This window comes from Xanthobacter luteus, assembly GCF_040049235.1.
In the GTDB taxonomy this organism is placed as follows: Bacteria; Pseudomonadota; Alphaproteobacteria; order Rhizobiales; family Xanthobacteraceae; genus Xanthobacter.
Window position 1 is genome coordinate 80,077 of the sequence record NZ_JBDZDO010000006.1, and the last position, 18,721, is coordinate 98,797.

Consider the following 18,721-nt stretch of genomic DNA (forward strand, 5'->3'; position numbering starts at 1 on the left):
CCGGGCGGCGCCGGGCCAGCCCGCGCTGTCCATCGCGGGCGTATCCATGATACTGCCCCCCATTCACGAGCGGTCCGTGTCGCACTCGATGGCGGGTGATACGGCGCACTCATCGCGCGAGGTTCCGATAGGCTCCATGGACGAACGGACGAGGAAAACCAGCTCACAACCAGCCGGTGCCCCGCCGCCGACGGCTGCCGACACCCGACGCTCCGGCGCCCGCTCCGAAGGCAAGCAGGATAAGGATGCTGTCGCTGCCAACCTCGGGGTGAGAGTCCGCAACCAACGCAAGCAACTCGGCCTGACCCTCGACGAATTCGCGGCGCGGTCCGGTGTCAGCCGCGCCATGATCTCCAAGGTGGAACGGTCGGAGAAATCACCGACGCTCTCGGTTCTCGTACGCCTTGCCGCCGGACTGAACCTGACCCTTTCCTCGCTTCTCGGCTCCCAGCCAGAAAAGTCAGAAGTATCGATCATCCGGGCGAAGAACCGCGTGATTTTCCGCGATCCGGAGAGCGGGTTCGAGCGGCACGCGCTGTCGCAGATCGATGCGGATAACGGCGTCGAGATCCTAATGCACCGGATACCTGTCGGGCAGTCTTCGGGCGTGCTTCCCGTCTACAGTACGCCCACGGAGAAGTACGTCATCGTCCAGGAAGGTGAGCTGATCGTCCATCTCAACGACCAAGATCGCCTTCTGGGGCCGGGAGATACAATCCATTTCGAGATTACGGCGCCGTACACATTTTCGAATCCGGGAAAAAAGGATTGCACGTACTATGTGATGCTGGTGCGTAGGCCGAAGTAATATGGCGCCCCGTCGGGCGCCCGCCACGGGCGAAGACGAGGCGGGCACCCGGCTTCATGTTGCAGGCATTCAGCCGGCGCGCAGGAATTCAATGCGCGCGTCCAGCGTCGACGGCCGGACCTCGATCACCTGCGCCGCCGCGACACCGTGGCGGACGAAGGGGTCCTGTGCGGCTCGTCCTTCAAGCTGTTCGCGGGTTTCTCCGATCGCGATGATAACGCCCCCCACACGTGGCGACTGTCCTCCGGCCAGAATGAAAACGCCATCGTCGAAGCCCTGCTTTACCCACACCTTGTGATCGTCGAGCCAGCGGTCCACGGCGTCGAGTGGTTTCGTGTAGCTGAGGAGGATGAGAAACATGGCTCTCACTCCGCGACGTCGATGACGATTTTGCCGAACGGCCCCCGCTCCAGATGGGCCAGCGCCTCCGGAAGCGCCGCCAGTGGGTAGCGCCGGTCGATCACCGGCTTGAGACCGATGGCATCGACCGCGCGCACGAAGTCTTCGGCGGCGCGGCGGGGCGCCACGAAAATTCCGCGCACCACGACCTGCTTGAGCAGGAGCGGAAAGGCGGGGGCGGCAAGATCGAGGCCCTCGATGATCCCGATGACCGCGATCTGGCCGCCCACAGCGGCGGCCTCCACCGACTTGCCGAGATTGGAGCCGCCGGCGATTTCGAGAACATGGTCGGCGCCGTGGCCGTCGGTCGCCTCGATCAGGGCCGTCACCCAATCGCCCTCGCGGCGAATGCCGATATCGGCGCCGAGGGCCTTGGCCCGGGCCAGCTTGCCGTCGTCGCTCGATGTCACGATCACCCTGGCGCCGTGCGCCTTCGCGATCTGGATGCCGAACAGGGCGACGCCGCCCGTGCCCTGCACCAGTGCGGTCTGGCCGGCGCGCAAGCCGCCTTCCTCGATCAGGGAGAACCAGGCCGTGACACCCGCGATCGGCAATGTGCTCGCCTCGGCGTCCGACAGCTTCCCCGGCGACCGGACCAGCCAATCCTCGGGAAGGGACACGAACTCCGCGAGCACGCCCGGCAGCGGCCCGCCCAGCGTCATGCCGTTCGGATTCGCCGCCGATCCCAGTTGACGGCCATCTATCCATCCGGGGACATAGGTCGACATGACGCGGTCGCCGGAACGAAAGCGCGTGGCGCCCTCTCCACACGAGACGACGGTGCCGGCGAGGTCAGAACCCGGCACGAAGGGAAAGGCCCGCCCGCTGCCCATCTTTCCTTCGAGCACCAGCAGATCGCGATAGTTCAGGGAGACGTTCGCAACGCGAACGAGAACTTCCCGAGGCTTCGGCTCCGGCTGCTCAAGATCGCCGAGACGCAGCCGGTCGCGGCCGAGGGCGTCGATCATCCATGCCTTCATCTGGTGCTCCTGTCGTGATGGCGGTCCGACAGTAGGCGCGCACTGGATGCTACAGTTGCTCTCGACTGGCCACATATCGTATCGATAATCGCAACAATTCGAGCGCCGCCATGGACCCATTCGGCCTCACCTCGATCTTTCTGGCATGTGTCGATGCCGGCAGCTTTTCCGGCGCGGGGCGAAGGCTCAACCTGTCGCGCTCGTCGGTGGGCAAGGCCGTGGCACGGCTGGAAGCGCAGATGTCCGTCCGGCTCTTCCATCGGACCACCCGCAGCCAGAGCCTCACGGAAGACGGGCAGCTCTATTTCGATCATGCCCGCCGCGCCATGGCCGAGCTCGAGGCCGCCCGAAATGCGCTGGCGTCGGGACGCGGCGAACCGAGCGGGACGCTGCGCATCACGGCCCCCCTCACCCTCGGCCGCCACGTGGTCGCGCCGCTCATCGTCAGGCTCGCGGCAGCCCATCCTCAGCTCAAGGTCGCCATGTCGTTCGCCGATCGGCCGCTGGATCTCATCGAAGAGGGCTACGACCTGGCGGTCCGCGTCGGCGCGACCATCGATGCGAGCAGCATCGCCGGCCGCCGCATAGGCCGGCAGCACATGAAGATCTGCGCCGCGCCTTCCTATCTGGCCCGGCGCGGCCAGCCGGCAACGCATGGCGATCTGCAAGAGCACGAACTCCTGCTCTACGGTCGCGCTGGCACGGCTCCGGGCTGGAGTCTTCCGGGCGGGCAGCGGCAGGTCCAGATCATCCGCTCCGCGGGGCGCGTGCGTTTTGACGATCTGGACGCACTGGCCGACGCTGCGGCCGCCGGCTTCGGCCTGGCACGGCTGCCATCGTGGCTGGTGAGGCGCCGGATCGAGGCCGGGGAGCTGGTCGAGGTGCTGCCGCAGGCCGACAGCTCAACCTATGACATCATGCTGCTCTGGCCAAAGGGGCCGCAAATGGCGCTCCGCGTGCGGCGCGCCATCGATCTGCTTGGGGCGGAGATGCCGGCCGCGCTGCGGTGATCGGCGTGTGCCGCGGCTCGGCTATGGCTATCGCCGCGGCGCGAAACAGGCGGCACGCGGTCTCGGACCGGTTGGTCCCCGCCAGATGGCGCCAGGGATGGCGAGACATCCGATTGTCGAGCGATGACGGTCCTTGCCGGTCAGGAAGCGCAGGTGGACTGGCTCTGCCTTAGGATCGCCCTCGCCCGAGCCCTTACCGGCTCATCGACCATGGCCCCGTCCACGGCGACGGCGCCATCGCCGCTCGCCAGAATCCGGCGCGCCCACGCCGCTTCGGCTTCGCTTGGCAAAAACCCGGCGCGGACCGCTTCGATCTGGCGCGGGTGGATGCAGAGCTTGCCGCCGAAACCCATCTCGTGCGCGTGGCGGGCATCACTGCGGACCAGGGCTGCATCGTCGAGCGACGCGGTCACCCCGTCGAGGGGCGCCGGTTTTTTGGCGAGACGCGAGGCAAGCACCAGTTCCGAGCGGGCTGCCAGCAATGCCTCGCGGGTATGAGCGCATCCAAGATCGGCGCAGTAATCGATAGAGCCGAACGCCAGCCGGCCAACGGCGGGCCATTGCGCGAGGGAGCGCGCATCGACGAGCCCGCGCGCGGTCTCGATGAGGGCCACGATAGGCATTCTGCCGGCGAGCGAGGCCGCCAACTGTGCGAAATCGCTGCCCAGTTCCATTTTCGGAACGACAAGCCCCGAAATCTCCAGAGCAAGGCAAGCGGCCAGATCGCCGTCGTGCCATGGCGTTCCGACACCGTTGATCCGCACGAGCACCGGAAGGGCGGTAAAATTGTCGCGGAGAGCCGCGCGCGCGGCCTCTTTGGCTTCCGCCGGCACCGCATCCTCCAGATCGAGGAAGATCGCGTCGGCGCCGGATGCCGCCGCCTTGTCGAATCGCTCCGGTCGGTGTGCCGGAACGAAGAGCGGCGCCAGAAATTCGAGCTTTTGTCCCATCTCAGGTCTCTTCCGTGCGGCGTGATCGCCTGTGCGGATTTTGGCTTGCCGCGCGCGCTGCACAGGGGCGCGCGATCCCGGCAAACGTGATCGGCTTTGCATTCGGTCTCGACCGAGCGCGGGAACGGTAATTAGCGCATGACAAACGGGTCAGCCACACCCCGGGCGAGGTGAACCCAAACACCCCCCGATTGCGGCGAGCTGCCCGGCGTCGCGCGCGATCAGCTCCGCCGGCCGCCGCCATAGTTTGCCACGCGCTCCGGTTGTCACTGTCGCCCTCGGGCCCAGCCGGGCCTAACTTATGACCGGCAGGAAAATGGGGAGCGCGTCACCGTCGATCTCGCCGGCCTTCAGAGTTACCCTTTCGCATCGGACCGCTTGGTCCTGGTGGTGCCGACGACCAGCGCGCTGGCTTCAGATCGGCCCGTTTCGTTCAAGGATGTCCTCGACGCCGATTTTGTCGGATTGCGGGAGGCCAGCGCGATCCAGAGCTTCCTGGGCGACATTGCATCGCGCGCCGGGCGGCGGCTCAAGCTGCGGATCAAGCTCCTTAGCTTCGAAGGCGTGTGCCAGATGGTGGAAACCGGCGCCGGTCTGGCAATCGTGCCGGAGACTGCGGCGCGGCGCTGCGCGCGCTCCATGGGCATCCGCATCGTGTCGCTCGACGAAGACCGGGCCGTCCGCGATCTTCGCCTGTGCGTGCGCAATCACGCCGCGCTTCCGTTGCATGCACGCGTTTTGCTGGACCATCTGCGTCGCAATGATACGGGGGATCGACAGGAGGAGTGAACGGGCCCCTTGCCGGGGTGCCGGGGCCGGGAAGATTGAGGTTCGCATGGTCAGCGGGCATGGTGCCGCTCGGTCATGCACGATACTGCGGACCTCAATCGTGCCGCGCCTGCACTCGGCGCGCGGCTCCATCAGCCGCCCGACACTTCGAGCCAACGGCCGATCTCGGCGCGTATGCGCTCGTCGGAGCGAAACGCATCGGCATCGCCTTCCATGGTCTTCTGTCCAAGCTCCAGGATGTAGAGATAGTCGGAGACCTGGATGCAGGGGCGCACGTTTTGATCCACGAGGATGACGGCAATGCCCTGGCGCGCCAGTCGGGCGATGTGATCATAGACCTCGGAGGCATATTTCGGAGCGATCATCGCCGTCGGCTCGTCGAAGAGCAGGACCTTGGGCTCGAGCAGCAACGCCCGCGCGATCTCCAGGAAGCGGCGCTGGCCGCCGCTGAGCTCGCCCGCCCGCCCATGGCGGAAGGGGACCAGCATGGGGAAGTCGCCGAGCACCCTGTCGATGGCCCGCCGCACCCGCGCGCCGTCGCGACGCACGGGCCAGCACCCGAGGACCAGGTTGTCCTCCACGGACAGGTCGAGGAAGAGGCTGCGGTTCTGGGGCACGTAGCCGACCCCGGCGTGCACCATGCGGTGGGACGGTGTGCCAAGCAGGGAGCGGCCTTCGAACACGACATCCCCGGCGCTGGGTTTCAAGAAGCCCATCAGCGTCTTGAGAACGGTCGACTTGCCCGCGCCGTTGGGGCCGATGATGCCGGTCACCTCGCCGGCGCGGAAGGACAGGCTTAGATTTTTCAGAACATGGATGTCGCCGAAATAGGCGGCATACACATTGCGGAACGAGATCAGGGCCCGATCGGAGCCAATGCGTGCCAAGGCGTTCAAGATAAGCCTCCGATCAATGCTGGACGCCCAGATAGGCTTCGATGACGGCGGGGTCGTTCCGGACCGCGGCGGGCGAGCCGGAGCTGAGCACGCGGCCTTCGTGCAGCACCACGATGTCGCGGGCGAGCCGGTAGAGGATGCCGGGGTCGTGGCAGACGAGCATGACCGCGACGGACCGCGACAGCATCTCGTCCACCTCATCGAGGAAGACGCGGCACAGATCGGAATGCATGCCCGCCAGCGGCTCGTCGAACAGGACCACCTTCGGCTCGAGGATCAGGATCCTGGCGAGCTCCAGGAGCTTCTGCTGGCCGCCGGACAGCTCGCCTGCATAATTGTCCGCGAGCGTCGCGAGCCTGACCTTTTCGAGGGCGTGGTGCGCCCGATCGAGCCGGACACCGGGGGACTCCCCGCGCGAGGGAACCACGAGCAGGTTCTCCAGCACGGTGAGACTCCGGAATGAACGCGGGACCTGAAAGGTCCGCCCGATGCCCGCCCGGCTGACGAGATCGGGCCGCTGCCCGCCGAGGCCGCGGCCACCCAGTTCGATGGCTCCTGCATCCGGCGTGGCAAAGCCGCAGATGCAGTTCAGGAGGGTGGACTTGCCGGCACCGTTCACCCCCATGATGCCGAGCGCCGCGCCGGGATGGACGGCGAGAGATACGTCGCTCAGCGCGCGGATCCGGCCGTAGCTTTTGGAGAGGTTGGAGATCTGAAGGCTCATGACTTCCACTCGGCTTGGCCGATGAGGCCCGCGGGACGGATTGCGACGACCAGGACGAGGATGAGAAAGCCGGCGAGGACGCCCGCGCTCTGCCCGATCCAAAGGGTGGTGAGCTGCTCCGAGAACGCGAAGAGCATCCCGCCGAGCACCGCTCCAAGAGGACTGCCGAGACCACCCAGAACGATCACGACGAAGCCGGTGATGGTGTAGTCCAGCCCGGAGAACGGCGTGAAGGCCGGGAAGACGAGCGCAAGCAGCACCCCGGTCACGCCGGCGATCCCCGCGCTGACCGAAAAGGCGACGAGCGAGAGGCGCTCGACATCGACGCCGACGATCCGCAGCGCGTCGCGGTTCATGACGGCGGCGCGCAGCGCCTTGCCGGGGGTCGTGCGGTAGAGGAACAGGAACAGCGCCGGAACCAGCAGCAGGGCGACCCCCACCGCGACGACTCGCGCCTTGGGGATCACCAGCCCCAGCACCCGGTACGATAAGGGCTGGAACTGGAAGATGACCGACCGGGCGTCGGCGTCGAAGAGAAAGAGCAGCCCCGACGCGACCATCAGCGAGACGCCGTAGAAGAACAGGAAGGATGCCATTTCCGGATCGCGTGCCGCCAGCAAGCGGCGCCCGGCGACGGCGAACAGCGCAAGCGCCAGCACGAACAGCAGCACGAACGCGGTCGGGATCGCCACCACCGGTGAATAGCCGAGCTTCGTCGTCACCACATAGGCCACGTAGCTGCCGGCCAGGACCATCTCGCCATGGGCGAGGTTGGCGATGCGCATGGCGCCGTAGACGATGGTGAGGCTGAGCCCCAAGAGGCCGTAGAGGATGCCGAGGGCGACGGCATTGACGATGGCGCCTGTCATCAGGGAGGTCATGGGGCGCTCCTAGAAGAACCAGCGGCGGAATCGCGGGTGGCGCTGCAGCAGCGAGCCGACGATGCCCCGTGGGAAGAACAGGACCGTCGCCGAGACGATCAGCCCGAGGATGAAGAGGTTGGCGATGGGAAAGCGGGCCCAGATGAGCTCGTCGGTGACGGTCATGATCACTGCGCCGATCACCGGCCCCATGACGGTCCCCAGGCCGCCCAGGGCGGCATAGATGATCGCCTTGGTCGAGATCAGGATGTTGAACGCGGCCGCAGGGTCGATGGCGGAGGAATAGAGGCCTTCGAGCGCCCCGCACATTGCCGCGATGGTGCCGGAAAGCACCCACATGGCGAGCCGCAGCCCCTTCGCGTTGACGCCGATGATCTGCGCGGCATGGAGGTCGTCGCCGATCGCCTTGAGCCGCAGCCCATGGGGCGTGACCGAGATCGCCGTGGCGATCGCCACCGACCCCATGGAGACGGCGACCATCAGATAGTAAAGGAGGATCGGATCGTGTCGTCCGGTGATGGTGATCCCGCTGCTGCCCCCGGCAACGTCCTCCGGCAGGAGCACGATGAGGCTGCGCAATACGATGGCGAGCGACAGGCTGACCACCGAGAAGAACACCCCGCGCAGCCGCAGCGTTGGTGCAAACAGCACCGCGAGCAGCGCTCCGGCCGCCATTGCGCCAAAGAGCGCCGCCCAGGTCGGCGCGTGGTGGAACTGGGTCAGCCCGGCGGCGGCGTAGGCGCCGATGCCGAAGAAGGCGGCAAAGCCAAAGGGCACATAGCCCGTCGTCCCGGCCATCAGATTGAGCGCGGACGCGAGCGCGATCCACTGGAACAAGTAGAACCAGAACGAGACGCCCGCCGAGACGGCCGGGATCGCGACCGCAACGAGGCTGATGCCGGCGAGCGTGAGACACCAGATCCAGATGCTGGCGCGATGCAGCCGGAACAGCGGCGCCCGTTGCCGCACGGATCGGGCGGCTTCGGCTGGAGGGACAGATTGCATGACCATGGACATCGAGACTTCCTGCGTGGCCGCCGTGTTCAGGACGAGGGGCGGCGGATCCATCCGCCACAGGCGAGGCAAGGCTACATCTTCGCCTTCTGGTCCCAGGTGGGCATGGGAAAGAGCGGCGCCGCCGTCGCGACCGCGGCCGGCGCGATGACCTCCCTTCCACCCTTCGCGGTATTCTGGATGACCAGGATGTCGTAGCCGGTCTGGAAGCCCGTCTCGTCGATCCGGTAGGTGCCGTTCAGCACCGTCAGATGGCCGCTGAGATCAAGGGCCGCGGCCTTGAGGTCGGGCGCCTTCAGGCTCGGCGCACGCTCGATCATCGCCCCCAGCACCATGAGGCTCGCAAAGGCGACGGCGGAATTGATGTCGGACTGCGGCCCGTTCGGATACTTGGCGTTGTAGGCGTCGAGATATTGCGCGGCGGTGGGTCCGAGATTGACCGCGTAGGCGACGCGCGGATCGATGTTCGACTGTCCCCAGAGGCCGATGGCGTCGCTGCCGAGCGCGAGGATCGACGAGTTCTGGGAAAAGGTCGAAAAAATTGCCGGGAAGTTGATGTCGTTCTCCTTCATCTGCCGCAGCATGACGATCATGTCCGTGTCGTAGGACGTGATGCACAGGAGATCGGTCTTTGCTGCGGCAGCCTTGTTGAGGATGGTGGTGAAGTCCTTCGCGCCCCGGCTGTACTTCTCCGCGGTGCCGATGGCGAGGCCGTGCTTCTCGGCGGTCGCACGAAAGCTGCCGGCGAGCGCGTCCGAATAGGGCTCGTCCACCGCGATGGTGGAAATGATCTTGCCGCCGAAGCGCTTCAGCGCCTGGACCGGCACTTCCGGCACCCGCGAGACGGGGGTGGTGCCCCCGTTGACGATATATTTGTAGCCCTGCTTGAACACGGAATCGGCGGCGACGGCCCATCCCATCATGAAGATGTCGTTGCGGTCGGTGATCGTCGCCGCGGCTGCGGTCAGGGTCGAACCGTAGGGCGCGAGCACCAGGTCGACCTTTTCGTCGAAGATCAGGCTTTCGTACACGCGCGGCGCCAGCTGCTTGTCGCTGCGGTCGTCGCGGACCACAAGCTCGACCGGGTAGCGCTGCCCCTGGTGGAGCAGGCCGCCCTTCGCGTTGACCTGTTCGAGCCACAGATCGATCGCCCGGCGGCCGGACTGGGAATCATGCGCGAATGTCCCCGTGGAGGCGACCGACATGCCGATCCGGATCGACTTTCGCCCGCTGGCTTGGGCATGCGCCGGACCGACGAACGGTCCGATCGCCGCTCCGGCCGCAAGAAATCCGATGCCTCCCGACATCTTCAGGAACTGACGCCGTTTCATTGCATTCCCCTGGATTTATTTGGTTTTAACGATTGTTTCTTCTCGCAGCCGTGCTGCGGCTAGCGTTACCGCGCGCCCGCAATCTTGGTCTCAATGCGGTAGATGCTGGTGGCCGCCGAGATATAGAGCGTCCTGCGGTCGGGACCGCCGAACACCAGATTGCTGCCGCCCTCCGGCAGCGCGATCATTCCGAGCGGTGCACCATCGGGCGACAAGGCCCAGACGCCCCCCGGCGCGGTGGTCCAGAGATTTCCCGCGACGTCCACCCGCATCCCGTCGGTAATTCCCTCACCCGGAACGTCTGCAAAGTCATGGAACAACGAGCCGTTGCTGATATTGCCGGAGGGATCGACGACATACCGGCGGATGTAGTTGTCGATCGAGCCGTTGGCGTAGAGCACCGTCTCGTCGGGCGAGAAGGCAAGGCCATTCACGTTCGCAATGTCGTCGATGACGCGCGCGACTTCGTTGCCACGGATGCGGTAGATGGCATTGATGTCGATCTCCCGGGAGGGGTCCTCGCCGAGCCCGAGCATGCCGCCGAATGTATCGGTGAAGTAGATGTCGCCATTCCTGCAGACGACCACGTCGTTGGGACCGCCGAACCGCTTGCCATTGAAGCGATCGGCGATCACCGTCCGCCTGCCGTCCTCCTCGATCCGATCGATGGACCTGCCGCCCCAGGTGGCGATGACGATGCGGCCCTGCTGGTCGAGCGTGATGCCGTTGGAGCCGAACATGTTGAACTGCTCGTAGCCGGGATCATCCGGCGCCTTGCCGTTGGTGAACGGCATGCCCACGCGCCAGACATCGTGGCCCTGGTAGCCGGCCTTCTCAAGGAACACGTCGATGCTGCCCGTGCCGTTCCCGTCCGGGGTCCAGCGGTAGATCACGTTGGCCGGGATGTCGCTGAACAGCAGATGTCCGTGGGTTCCCTTCTGGACCCAGGTCACGCCCTCGGTGAAGCCGAAGCCGGTGGCGACCTGCTGCAGGTCTGCCGTGGCCGACACGAGGCCGGCAAAGCGGGGATCGAGAGCCCTGACAGGGGAAGACGACATGACAATCTCCTCTCGCCGAGCACGCGTCAGGCGCCCGGTCGCAAGAACCGCGTGTTTCGAACAAAAAGGGAGTCAGGCCGGCTTCGGGGCGAGCCGCTCGGCCTCGAGCGCCGCCTGCACCGACGGACGCGCCTCGACCCGCTCCATAAAGGCCCAGATGGCTGGCCAGTCCCGAAGATCGATGGCGAAGAACTTCATCCAGCGCAGGACGGTGTAGAGGTAGGCGTCGGCCACGCTGAAATGGCCGTTCAGCAGATAGGGCTGCGTATCGAGAACCGCCGTGATCTCGCGGAAGCGGCGGAACAGCCGGTCCTTGAAATGACTTTGCACCGCCTCGGGCAGCCAGGCGTTGAACAGCGGCGCCGAACCCGAATGCACCTCGCTGGTGATGAAGTTCAGCCATTCCTGGAGCCGGACCCGCTCCCACGATCCGGCCGGCGGGGCGAGACCCGCCTCCGGCTTGAGGTCGGCGAGAAACTGCACGATGGCGGGGCCCTCCGTCAGCACCCGGCCGTCGTCGAGCTGCAGCGCGGCGACGTAGCCCTTCGGGTTGATGGTGCGGAAGTCCTCGCCCGTCGCCGTCTGCTTGGTCTTGTTGTTGATCATCACCAGATCAAAGCTTAGGCCCAGCTCCCGCAGGACGATATGGGGCGAGAGCGAGCAGGTGTTTTCAGCGGAATAAAGTTTCATCGCTTCCTCGAGATCGCAACCGGTCCGGAATTCCGCGCCGGGCGAAGCCGGCGCGGCATCCCGTCGGGTATGGCCAGCCACGTGGACGGGGGCATCATGCGTAGGTCGGCTGCAGTTCTTCGTTCAGCACCTGGTAGCCATTCTTGAGGACGAGGCTTTCGTCCAGGAAGTGCACGATCCGCGTGGGCGAGCAGTGGATGCCGAGCAGCCGAAGCTGTTGGTTGCCATGGGTGCGGAACGCGTGCGGCAGGATCGGCGGGAATTCGATGACGTCGCCGGCGCGGGCGACGCCCCCTTCGTCCTCCTTGCCGATCAGCCACGCAAAGGCCTCGCCTTCCAGCACCACGAGGCATTCGGTGTAGGGATGCCAGTGAGGGCCGATCTGATAGTCGGGCTCACATGTCTGCATGCCGATGAAGACCGGCGTCTCACCCCGGTCGATCAACGGATTGTAGTAGGAGCGCGGTGCGAACACGATCTTCTGCGCCGTTGTCGGAGAAGCGATCCGCATTTTGCCTTCCGGCAGCCGCAAGCTCTTCGTGACGCCGTCACGCACCTGGTTTACTGTCATCATCAGCTCCATCTGTGGCAGACCCCGATCATTCACGAGAATAGATCATGACCCGCGCCCTGGCGGGTAGAGCCGTGTGCTGTACACGCTGTTGCCGAATCGGCATCACCCCTTCGCGGCCAATTGCGATAGGCATGCGCCTGTGCTTTGCTCGGGCCGAAATCCAGCCAACGCCGCGCGCTGACCTGCATCGATGCGGACAGGTGCCGGGCTTGTGCGGCGCCCTCGTTGCGCACTGAGGGAAGATGAACCACACGGCCCTGCGCTATTTCGTCGAGGTCGCCGATTGCCGCTCGATCCGGCAGGCGGCCAACAGGCTGCATGTCGCGGCCTCCGCGATCAGCCGGCAGATTGCCAATCTGGAGCATGAGCTGGGCGCGGAACTGATCGAGCGCGGCCCGAGCGGCATCCGCCTGACCGCGGCTGGGGAGGTCGTGGCACAGCACTGCCGGTCGACGTTCCGGGAGTTCCAGCGCATCCGCTCGCTCGTCGACGACCTGAAGGGGCTGCGCCGCGGTCAGATCGACATCTTCTGCGTCGAGGGTCTGGTGGTCGAATTCCTGCCCAGGGTTCTTGCCGCCTTTCATGGCGAGAACCCCGGCATCGACTATCGCGTCGTCACCGCGCCGACGGACCGCATCGTCGAGGCGATCGTCAAGGACGAGTGTGATTTCGGCATCACCATCAATGCCATAGCCAGGCCGGACATCAAGACCGTGGCGTCGCGGATCGATACGCTCGAGGTGGTCATCGCGCCCGGCCATCCGCTCGCGGAGCGCGCTTCGATCACAATGGAGGAAGCGGCATCATATCCCATGGCGCTGTTGCAGCCATCCTTCGGCGCGCGCCAGTTCATAGATGCGCAGTTCGCACAACGAGGTCTCGCGCCGCGCGAACTGATGACATCGAATTCGGTCGTCGCCTTGAAGGCCATGGTCCAGCACGGGGGCGCCCTGACCTTCATGTCGCCAATGTTCATCGGCGACGAGCTCTCACGGGGTGTGCTGTGCGCGCGGCCGGTGACTCCTGAGCCGCTTGGTCCGTATCGTCTCGAGGTTCAAGCTCACCGCGATCGGCGACTTCCGTTCGCCGCCCACGCGCTCCTGTCCCATCTCGAACGCGCCCTTAGCTGAGGTGCGCAACGGACGCGATCTCCACCAGGAACTCCGGCCGCACGAGATCGGCACGGATGCAGTAGCGGGCAGGTGGACTGGAGGGAAAGAACTCCGCATAGACACGGTTCATGGCGGCGTAATCGTCCAGCGACTTCAAGAAAATGCTGTTGAACGTGATGTCGTCCATCGTTCCGCCGGCGGTCTCGACGACGGACTTGATCGTCATGAGCACATGGCGAGTCTGGGCTTCCACGTCGCCGACGCCGACGGTGGTCCCGTCCGAAGCGATGGCCAGCACGCCGGAGACGTAGACGACATTGCCCGCCCGCGTGCCGGGAGAATAGGGCGCCAGCGGCGGCGGGCTGCCGGGGGGAATGATGATCTGCTTCGGCATGGCGTGTTCCTGTCTTGAGGTGCGGGATCGTGGTCTCGGGCGTTCGGATCGGGCTGGGCGGCTATGCGATGCTGCTCTGCTGGCGAAGAAACGTCAGAACACGGTCGTTGAATTCGCCAGCGTTCGTAATCGAGCAGGCATGCCCCCCCTTTGATACGAACTCAAGGGAGGCATTGGGTATCGCCGCCGCCAGTTCCTCCGAGTAGTAGGGCGGGGTGAGAAAGTCGTCGCGTGCGCAGGTGACAAGTGTCGGCGCCACGATTTTCCCCAACGCATGCATCTGGTCATGCCGCAGCACCGCATCGAGACGGCTGGCGATGATCTTCGCCGGCGCCGACGATGCCACCGCTTGACGTTCGGCTTGAGCCAACTCTGCATCGTGCTCATGCACCCACGCGCTCGGATAAAGGAAAATGGGCGAAGAACGCACATAGGATTCTACCCCTATGTGCAGCGCAGCTTCCTTGCGCAGCCCCATGGCGCGGCGGGAGAACGCGTCGGTTCGGCCTCGGGTGCCATAGAGGACCTGACTCGCGACCATGTCCGGATGCTGCGAGGAGATAACCTGCAGCATCATTCCGCCCGTCGAATGCCCGACGAAATGTGCGGACGGTATGTCTAGTGCTGACATGAGCCCGATCGTGTCCGACGCGAGGAGCTCGATCGAATACGCAACATCGCTATGTGTTGATCGACCTGTCCCGCGGTGATCAAATCGGTAGACACGAAAGTGCTTCGCGAATGCCTCAACCTGAGGGGCCCAATATGACGCCAGCCCGCCCATCCCCGTGATCAGGATCAATGGCGCACCGACGCCATCGACTTCATAGTAAATGTCCGCGTCCCCGATCGGCGCTAAAGACACAACAGGCCTCCGAATAGGTATTTCAAATAATTGGCCTTGAGCCGTTTCGCCCCGCGGCGCGCGGCGCGATCCAGGGGCCGACGCAGCGCACCCACATGCTGCGCATATGGTAGACGTCAATCCGTCCGGCATGTAACAGCTTGTCGGAAACGCCGCGTTGCCGAACCGGCAACACCTATTCCGCTCGGTTCAGGGAGCGCATTCGCGCGGATGCGTATCGACGATCGCATTGGCCATGCCGCATCGATAGACACACTCGCGATGCACGCCTTCTGGCGTCATTGGCCCGCGTCGTAGCGGACCGGCCAGACGTGCCCCTGGGCTTCGGACGCCTTGATGAACAGGTCGATGATGCCTTCGCCGCCCGGAATGTCAGCCAGCTTTTTGGCCTCGTCCTTCGTCCATGGCGCAATCTTTTCGGCCCAGCTCCGCTGCTGGCTTAACGTCAGTTGCGTGACCACCATGCCGGCGTCGCGCAATTCCTCGATATGCGGCGCGTATCTGTCGCGGGTCCGTTCCGCCACGGTGCGCTCGAAGTCGGCAGCCGTCTCCTTGAGGATCGCCTGCACATCGTCTGGAAGCCGGGCGAGACTGGCCCTGTTCACGGTCAGGACCAGGATCACCTGGGCGCCGAGACCCGTGCGCACGAAATGCGTCATCCCCTTATCGTAGAGCTTGAGCGATGTCGCCAACGAGGCAAAGGCGATCGATGCATCGTAGGGCGACGTGGCCGACGTGTGGTCGTGCTGGCCTCGGGTAGCGTAAACCTTGGCGCCCAAAACCTTCAGCCATGGAAAGTTCGGCCCTGATCCCGAAACCGTATGGCCAGCAAGATCCGCCGGATCCCCAATTGCAAATGAGGTCAACAGGTCATATGGCTCCAGCGGCATAAGCGAGAGTAGTATCTGATTGTATTTATTCTCGAACACCCCGGACAGCTCTGGAATTTTGTCATAAACGTCCCTTGTTGCCTTCAAGGCCAGGGTCGCGTCGGTGATGCTGAACGGCGCCCGGAACATGAAAGTGTTCAGCGGCAACTTCTCGCCGACGTGGCACACGCAAAAAAGTCCGATATCGGGGGTGCCGGCAGCCGTTGCATCCAACACGTCGGGCCCTTTTGCCAAGGTGCCGCTGTAGAGCTCCTCAACTTCCACCGAATGGCGTGTACGTTGCGCGACACGCTTGGTGAGTTCCGGTACAAAATAATTGTGCGCAGAATCGACATATTCCATGCCGGGCGCGTTTCCAGAGGCGAGCTTCAGGCGGAAGGTCTCCGCCGATACGCTGACATTTGACAAGATCAGAACAAGCGCAGCTATAGCCAAGCTGAATGTACGGCCGTGGGCGTTCATTTTCATCCTCCATGTCGGAATGTCCACGACGGTTCCACGTCTCATTAAGTCACGTGGATTGAATCAGATCTTTTGTTTTATGTTTTAGTCGCGAAGAAGCGCAGGATTGAGCGCATCTGAAGTTCGTGGCGAGGAGGAGCCAGTATAGAAGTGCGTTTAGGTCGGCGCGGTGCGTTCTTCAAACAGAAGAGCGCCGTGTCGGCACCCCGCATGTAATGGCATCGGGCGCCGCACAGGCCGGATAGCCGTATCGCTCCATCCAGCGCAGGCTGCTCCAGGTGTCGCTCGCGGGATCGAATTCAAGGCCGATGGGCCGCGTCCAGCCCTTGGCCTCCAGGGCGTCGACGATGTGGAAGAGGTCGATCTCGCCCACGCCCGGCTCGTGGCGGCCCGGCGCGTTGCCGATCTGCACATGGCCGATCAAGGGCCAGTAGAGGTCCAGGAGCGGGGTGAGCGGGCCCTTTTCCTCCATGCGCAGGTGGTAGGTGTCGTAGACCAGCTTCAGGTTCGGCTTGCCCACGGCGCGCACCACCTCTGCCGTCTCGGCGATGGTCTGCACCACCCAACCCGGAAAACGCGCGTTGCAAACACCCTCGATGGCGATGTCGACACCGGTACCCAGCGCCTGGTTGCAGATCCAATCGAGATTGCGCTGGAACACGTCCACGCAATGTTCCCGGCTCGCGCCCTCCGGGACGACACCGGCCCCGACCTGCATGTAGCCCGCGCCGATGCGCGAGAGAAAGGCGAGCCCCCGCTCGGCGGCGGCGCGGCACTCGTCCTCGCGGCCGGGCAGGCCGGCCAGCCCCTTGTCCCGGGTCCAGTCCACCGGCATGACGGCGTAGAGAAAGGCGAGGCCGTTGTCGTCCAGCAGGGCCCGCAGCGTGTCGGCCGCAAGCTCGTAGGGAAAGTGCCACTCGATGGCGTCGAAGCCGCTGGCGCGGGCGGCGGCGAACCGTTCGCGCACGGGCAGCTCCAGGTAATGGTGGTAGAAGTTCGGGGCGAAGCGCGCCATGGCCATGTTCCACTCGAAGGCCGCTCTCAGCCGAGCACGACGGTCACCAGTTGCGGGAAGATGACGAGCAGCACCACGGTGAGCACCGTCATCAGGAAGAACGGGACGACCCCGAGGAAGATCTCGTGGATGCCGATGGTCTGGTTGCCGAGCGCGCTCTTCACCGCGAACACCGCGATGCCCAAAGGCGGGGTGATCATGCCGGCCTCGGTGGCGAGGATGGTGACGATGCCGAACCACACGACGTTGGCATCGAACTGGAGGAACACCGGCAGCGCGATGGGGACGGTCAGCAGGATGGTCGAGATGGAATCGAGGAACGTGCCGAGGAACAGCAGCAGCAGGACGTAGAGCGTCACGGTCAGGTAGAAGCCGTGGGCGCCGGAGAGCGAGTCCCCGATGACGGCGGCGACGCCGGACATGGCGAGCATGCGGCTGTACATGGACGCGGCGATGACGATGAGGCAGATGGTGGCCGTCACGTGCCCGGTGTCCACGGACGCCCGCCACATGGACGACCAGGACAGCTTGCCCCGCGCGAGAGCGAACGCCAGCGCGCCGGCCGCGCCGACCGCCGCCGCCTCCGTGGGCGTGAACCAGCCGGCATAGATGCCGCCGATGGTGGCGCCGATCAGCGTCACGATCGGCCCGAGCGCCTTCGCCACGCCGAGGCTTGACAGCAGCTCCCCATCCACCGGTGGTCGCACCACGCCGGCCTTCTCCGGCATGAACTTCACCATGAAGACGATGGCGATGGCGAAGAAGGTCGCCAGCACCAGGCCGGGAATGAAGCCGGCCATGAAGACCTGGCGGATCGGCGCTTCGGTGACGATGGCGAACACCACCATCAGCACGCTCGGCGGGATGAGCATGCCGAGCAGCCCGCTGCCGGCGACGATGCCGGTGGCGAAGCGCGGCGTGTAGCCAAAGCGCAGCATCTCCGGCACGGCCACCTTGGTGAAGACGGCGCACGAGGCGATGGTGACACCGGTCACGGCGGCGAACAGGGCGTTGGCCGCCACGGTGGCGATGCCGAGCCCGCCGGTGATGCGGCGGAAGATCTGGTTGGCGGCCTTGAAGGTGTCGGCGCCGATGTCCGAGATGGTCATGAGGTTGCCCATCAGCACGAACAGCGGGATGACCGCGAGGTCGTAGCTGGCGATGCTGTCGAGCGCCGCCTGCGCCAGGAGCCGGCTGGCGATGTCGAAGTCGCCGCGCATGAGCCATGCGCCGACGAAGGAGGTGAGCGCCAGCGCGACGGCGACGTACATGCCCGCGAAGATGAGCCCGGCCGCCACCGCGATGGAGATGAAGCCAATGACGATCGGGTCCATCAGACCGCGTGCTCCTGTGGCTGGATGGCGACTGCGGCTGCGGGCCTGACGATGCCGCGCACGTCGGCGATCACCTTGAGCGCGAAGTGCAGGACGAGGAGGAAGCTGGAGAGGACGACGATCGCGTCGAGCGGCCAGGTGGGGAAGGTGGCGATGCCCTCGACACCCATGAACTCACCCTCCTGAAAGGCCTGGACCAGCAGCGGCCAAACCGCATTGGCGAGGACCGCGAACAGCACCGCGCCGCCGAGGTCGAACAGCGCTTCCAGGGTCTGGGCGGCGCGCGGCGCGCGCTTCTGGATCATCAGCAGCACCATGTCGGAGCGGGTGAGCCGGTTGGCCGCCGTGGCGTCGGTGATCTGGAGGAAGACGATCGCCACGATCGCCATGGAGGCGAACTCGTTGACGCCGTTGAGGGGGTGCGAGAACACGCCGCGGCCGATGATGTCGGCGTTCATGAGCACGCTGAGGATGAGGATCAGCACGGTTCCGGCAGCGTTCAGAACCAGCGCGATCCAGGAGAGCAGTCGAGTGACCATGGTCTT

20 protein-coding genes and 1 pseudogene are annotated in these 18,721 nt (G+C 65.1%); 4 read left to right on the forward strand and 17 right to left on the reverse strand.

Annotation, left to right across the window (positions count from 1 at the left end; translation table 11 throughout):
* Window positions 1-136 precede the first annotated feature (136 nt).
* Window positions 137-808, forward strand: coding sequence for a helix-turn-helix domain-containing protein (locus ABLE88_RS17775; protein ID WP_348833038.1), 672 nt, complete (start codon window positions 137-139; stop codon window positions 806-808).
* Between the two features lie 69 nt (window positions 809-877).
* Here the strand turns inward: ABLE88_RS17775 and ABLE88_RS17780 are convergent, their stop codons facing one another.
* On the reverse strand, window positions 878-1,168 hold the full coding sequence (locus ABLE88_RS17780; RefSeq protein WP_348833039.1) for a YciI family protein: 291 nt from the start codon (window positions 1,166-1,168) through the stop codon (window positions 878-880).
* A 5-nt stretch (window positions 1,169-1,173) separates the two neighbouring features.
* On the reverse strand, window positions 1,174-2,187 hold the full coding sequence (locus ABLE88_RS17785) for a zinc-dependent alcohol dehydrogenase family protein (protein ID WP_348833040.1): 1,014 nt from the start codon (window positions 2,185-2,187) through the stop codon (window positions 1,174-1,176).
* A gap of 110 nt (window positions 2,188-2,297) precedes the next feature.
* On the opposite strand from ABLE88_RS17785, the gene ABLE88_RS17790 reads away from it, so the two are divergent.
* Complete coding sequence (locus ABLE88_RS17790; protein ID WP_348833041.1) at window positions 2,298-3,197, forward strand: LysR substrate-binding domain-containing protein; 900 nt, start codon at window positions 2,298-2,300, stop codon at window positions 3,195-3,197.
* Window positions 3,198-3,337: 140 nt separating this feature from the next.
* Here ABLE88_RS17790 and ABLE88_RS17795 read toward each other — a convergent pair whose 3' ends face one another.
* Window positions 3,338-4,147, reverse strand: a complete 810-nt coding sequence (locus ABLE88_RS17795; RefSeq protein WP_348833042.1) for an HpcH/HpaI aldolase/citrate lyase family protein — start codon at window positions 4,145-4,147, stop codon at window positions 3,338-3,340.
* A 348-nt stretch (window positions 4,148-4,495) separates the two neighbouring features.
* Between ABLE88_RS17795 and ABLE88_RS17800 the strand changes: the two are divergent.
* Window positions 4,496-4,936: pseudogene (locus tag ABLE88_RS17800) on the forward strand (LysR substrate-binding domain-containing protein); the annotation flags it as partial.
* Between the two features lie 131 nt (window positions 4,937-5,067).
* On the opposite strand, the gene ABLE88_RS17805 reads toward ABLE88_RS17800, so the two are convergent.
* The 8 genes from ABLE88_RS17805 to ABLE88_RS17840 all read right to left on the reverse strand — a co-directional run bounded on the left by ABLE88_RS17805 (window position 5,068) and on the right by ABLE88_RS17840 (window position 12,113).
* Complete coding sequence (locus ABLE88_RS17805; RefSeq protein ID WP_348833043.1) at window positions 5,068-5,832, reverse strand: ABC transporter ATP-binding protein; 765 nt, start codon at window positions 5,830-5,832, stop codon at window positions 5,068-5,070.
* Window positions 5,833-5,845: 13 nt separating this feature from the next.
* Window positions 5,846-6,556 carry an ABC transporter ATP-binding protein gene (locus ABLE88_RS17810; protein WP_348833044.1) on the reverse strand — a complete coding sequence of 237 codons (711 nt, stop codon included), beginning with the start codon at window positions 6,554-6,556 and terminating at the stop codon, window positions 5,846-5,848.
* Window positions 6,553-7,437 (reverse strand): branched-chain amino acid ABC transporter permease, encoded by an 885-nt coding sequence (locus tag ABLE88_RS17815; protein ID WP_348833045.1) that lies wholly within the window; start codon window positions 7,435-7,437, stop codon window positions 6,553-6,555. Before ABLE88_RS17815 ends, ABLE88_RS17810 begins: the two co-directional genes overlap by 4 nt.
* Before the next feature lie 9 nt (window positions 7,438-7,446).
* Entirely contained in the window at window positions 7,447-8,454 is a 1,008-nt protein-coding gene (locus ABLE88_RS17820) for a branched-chain amino acid ABC transporter permease (protein ID WP_348833046.1), read from the reverse strand.
* 71 nt (window positions 8,455-8,525) lie between these two features.
* Window positions 8,526-9,782: an amino acid ABC transporter substrate-binding protein gene (locus tag ABLE88_RS17825; protein ID WP_348833047.1), complete on the reverse strand. Its 1,257-nt coding sequence runs from the start codon at window positions 9,780-9,782 to the stop codon at window positions 8,526-8,528.
* Between the two features lie 65 nt (window positions 9,783-9,847).
* Window positions 9,848-10,840, reverse strand: a complete 993-nt coding sequence (locus ABLE88_RS17830) for an SMP-30/gluconolactonase/LRE family protein (RefSeq protein ID WP_348833048.1) — start codon at window positions 10,838-10,840, stop codon at window positions 9,848-9,850.
* 72 nt (window positions 10,841-10,912) lie between these two features.
* Window positions 10,913-11,530 (reverse strand): glutathione transferase GstA, encoded by a 618-nt coding sequence (gene gstA, locus ABLE88_RS17835; protein ID WP_348833049.1) that lies wholly within the window; start codon window positions 11,528-11,530, stop codon window positions 10,913-10,915.
* 94 nt (window positions 11,531-11,624) lie between these two features.
* The gene (locus ABLE88_RS17840) at window positions 11,625-12,113 is read right to left on the reverse strand and encodes a cupin domain-containing protein (protein WP_348833050.1); all 489 of its coding nucleotides are present in this window, start codon (window positions 12,111-12,113) and stop codon (window positions 11,625-11,627) included.
* Between the two features lie 233 nt (window positions 12,114-12,346).
* On the opposite strand from ABLE88_RS17840, the gene ABLE88_RS17845 reads away from it, so the two are divergent.
* Window positions 12,347-13,234 carry a LysR family transcriptional regulator gene (locus tag ABLE88_RS17845; protein ID WP_348833051.1) on the forward strand — a complete coding sequence of 296 codons (888 nt, stop codon included), beginning with the start codon at window positions 12,347-12,349 and terminating at the stop codon, window positions 13,232-13,234.
* Here ABLE88_RS17845 and rutC read toward each other — a convergent pair.
* The 6 genes from rutC to ABLE88_RS17875 form a co-directional block, all read right to left on the reverse strand.
* Window positions 13,227-13,610: a pyrimidine utilization protein C gene (gene rutC / locus ABLE88_RS17850; RefSeq protein ID WP_348833052.1), complete on the reverse strand. Its 384-nt coding sequence runs from the start codon at window positions 13,608-13,610 to the stop codon at window positions 13,227-13,229. The two genes, ABLE88_RS17845 and rutC, sit on opposite strands and share 8 nt — an antisense overlap.
* 61 nt (window positions 13,611-13,671) lie before the next feature.
* A complete protein-coding gene (locus tag ABLE88_RS17855; protein ID WP_348833053.1) occupies window positions 13,672-14,475 on the reverse strand; it encodes an alpha/beta fold hydrolase in 804 nt (267 codons plus the stop codon).
* 278 nt (window positions 14,476-14,753) lie between these two features.
* A complete protein-coding gene (locus tag ABLE88_RS17860) occupies window positions 14,754-15,827 on the reverse strand; it encodes a type 2 periplasmic-binding domain-containing protein (RefSeq protein ID WP_348833054.1) in 1,074 nt (357 codons plus the stop codon).
* 178 nt (window positions 15,828-16,005) lie between these two features.
* Window positions 16,006-16,842, reverse strand: coding sequence for a hydroxypyruvate isomerase family protein (locus ABLE88_RS17865; protein ID WP_348833055.1), 837 nt, complete (start codon window positions 16,840-16,842; stop codon window positions 16,006-16,008).
* Window positions 16,843-16,868: 26 nt separating this feature from the next.
* Window positions 16,869-18,176 (reverse strand): TRAP transporter large permease, encoded by a 1,308-nt coding sequence (locus ABLE88_RS17870; protein ID WP_348833056.1) that lies wholly within the window; start codon window positions 18,174-18,176, stop codon window positions 16,869-16,871.
* Entirely contained in the window at window positions 18,176-18,715 is a 540-nt protein-coding gene (locus tag ABLE88_RS17875; protein WP_348833057.1) for a TRAP transporter small permease subunit, read from the reverse strand. The genes ABLE88_RS17870 and ABLE88_RS17875 overlap by 1 nt, the downstream gene beginning before the upstream one ends.
* Window positions 18,716-18,721: the final 6 nt, after the last annotated feature.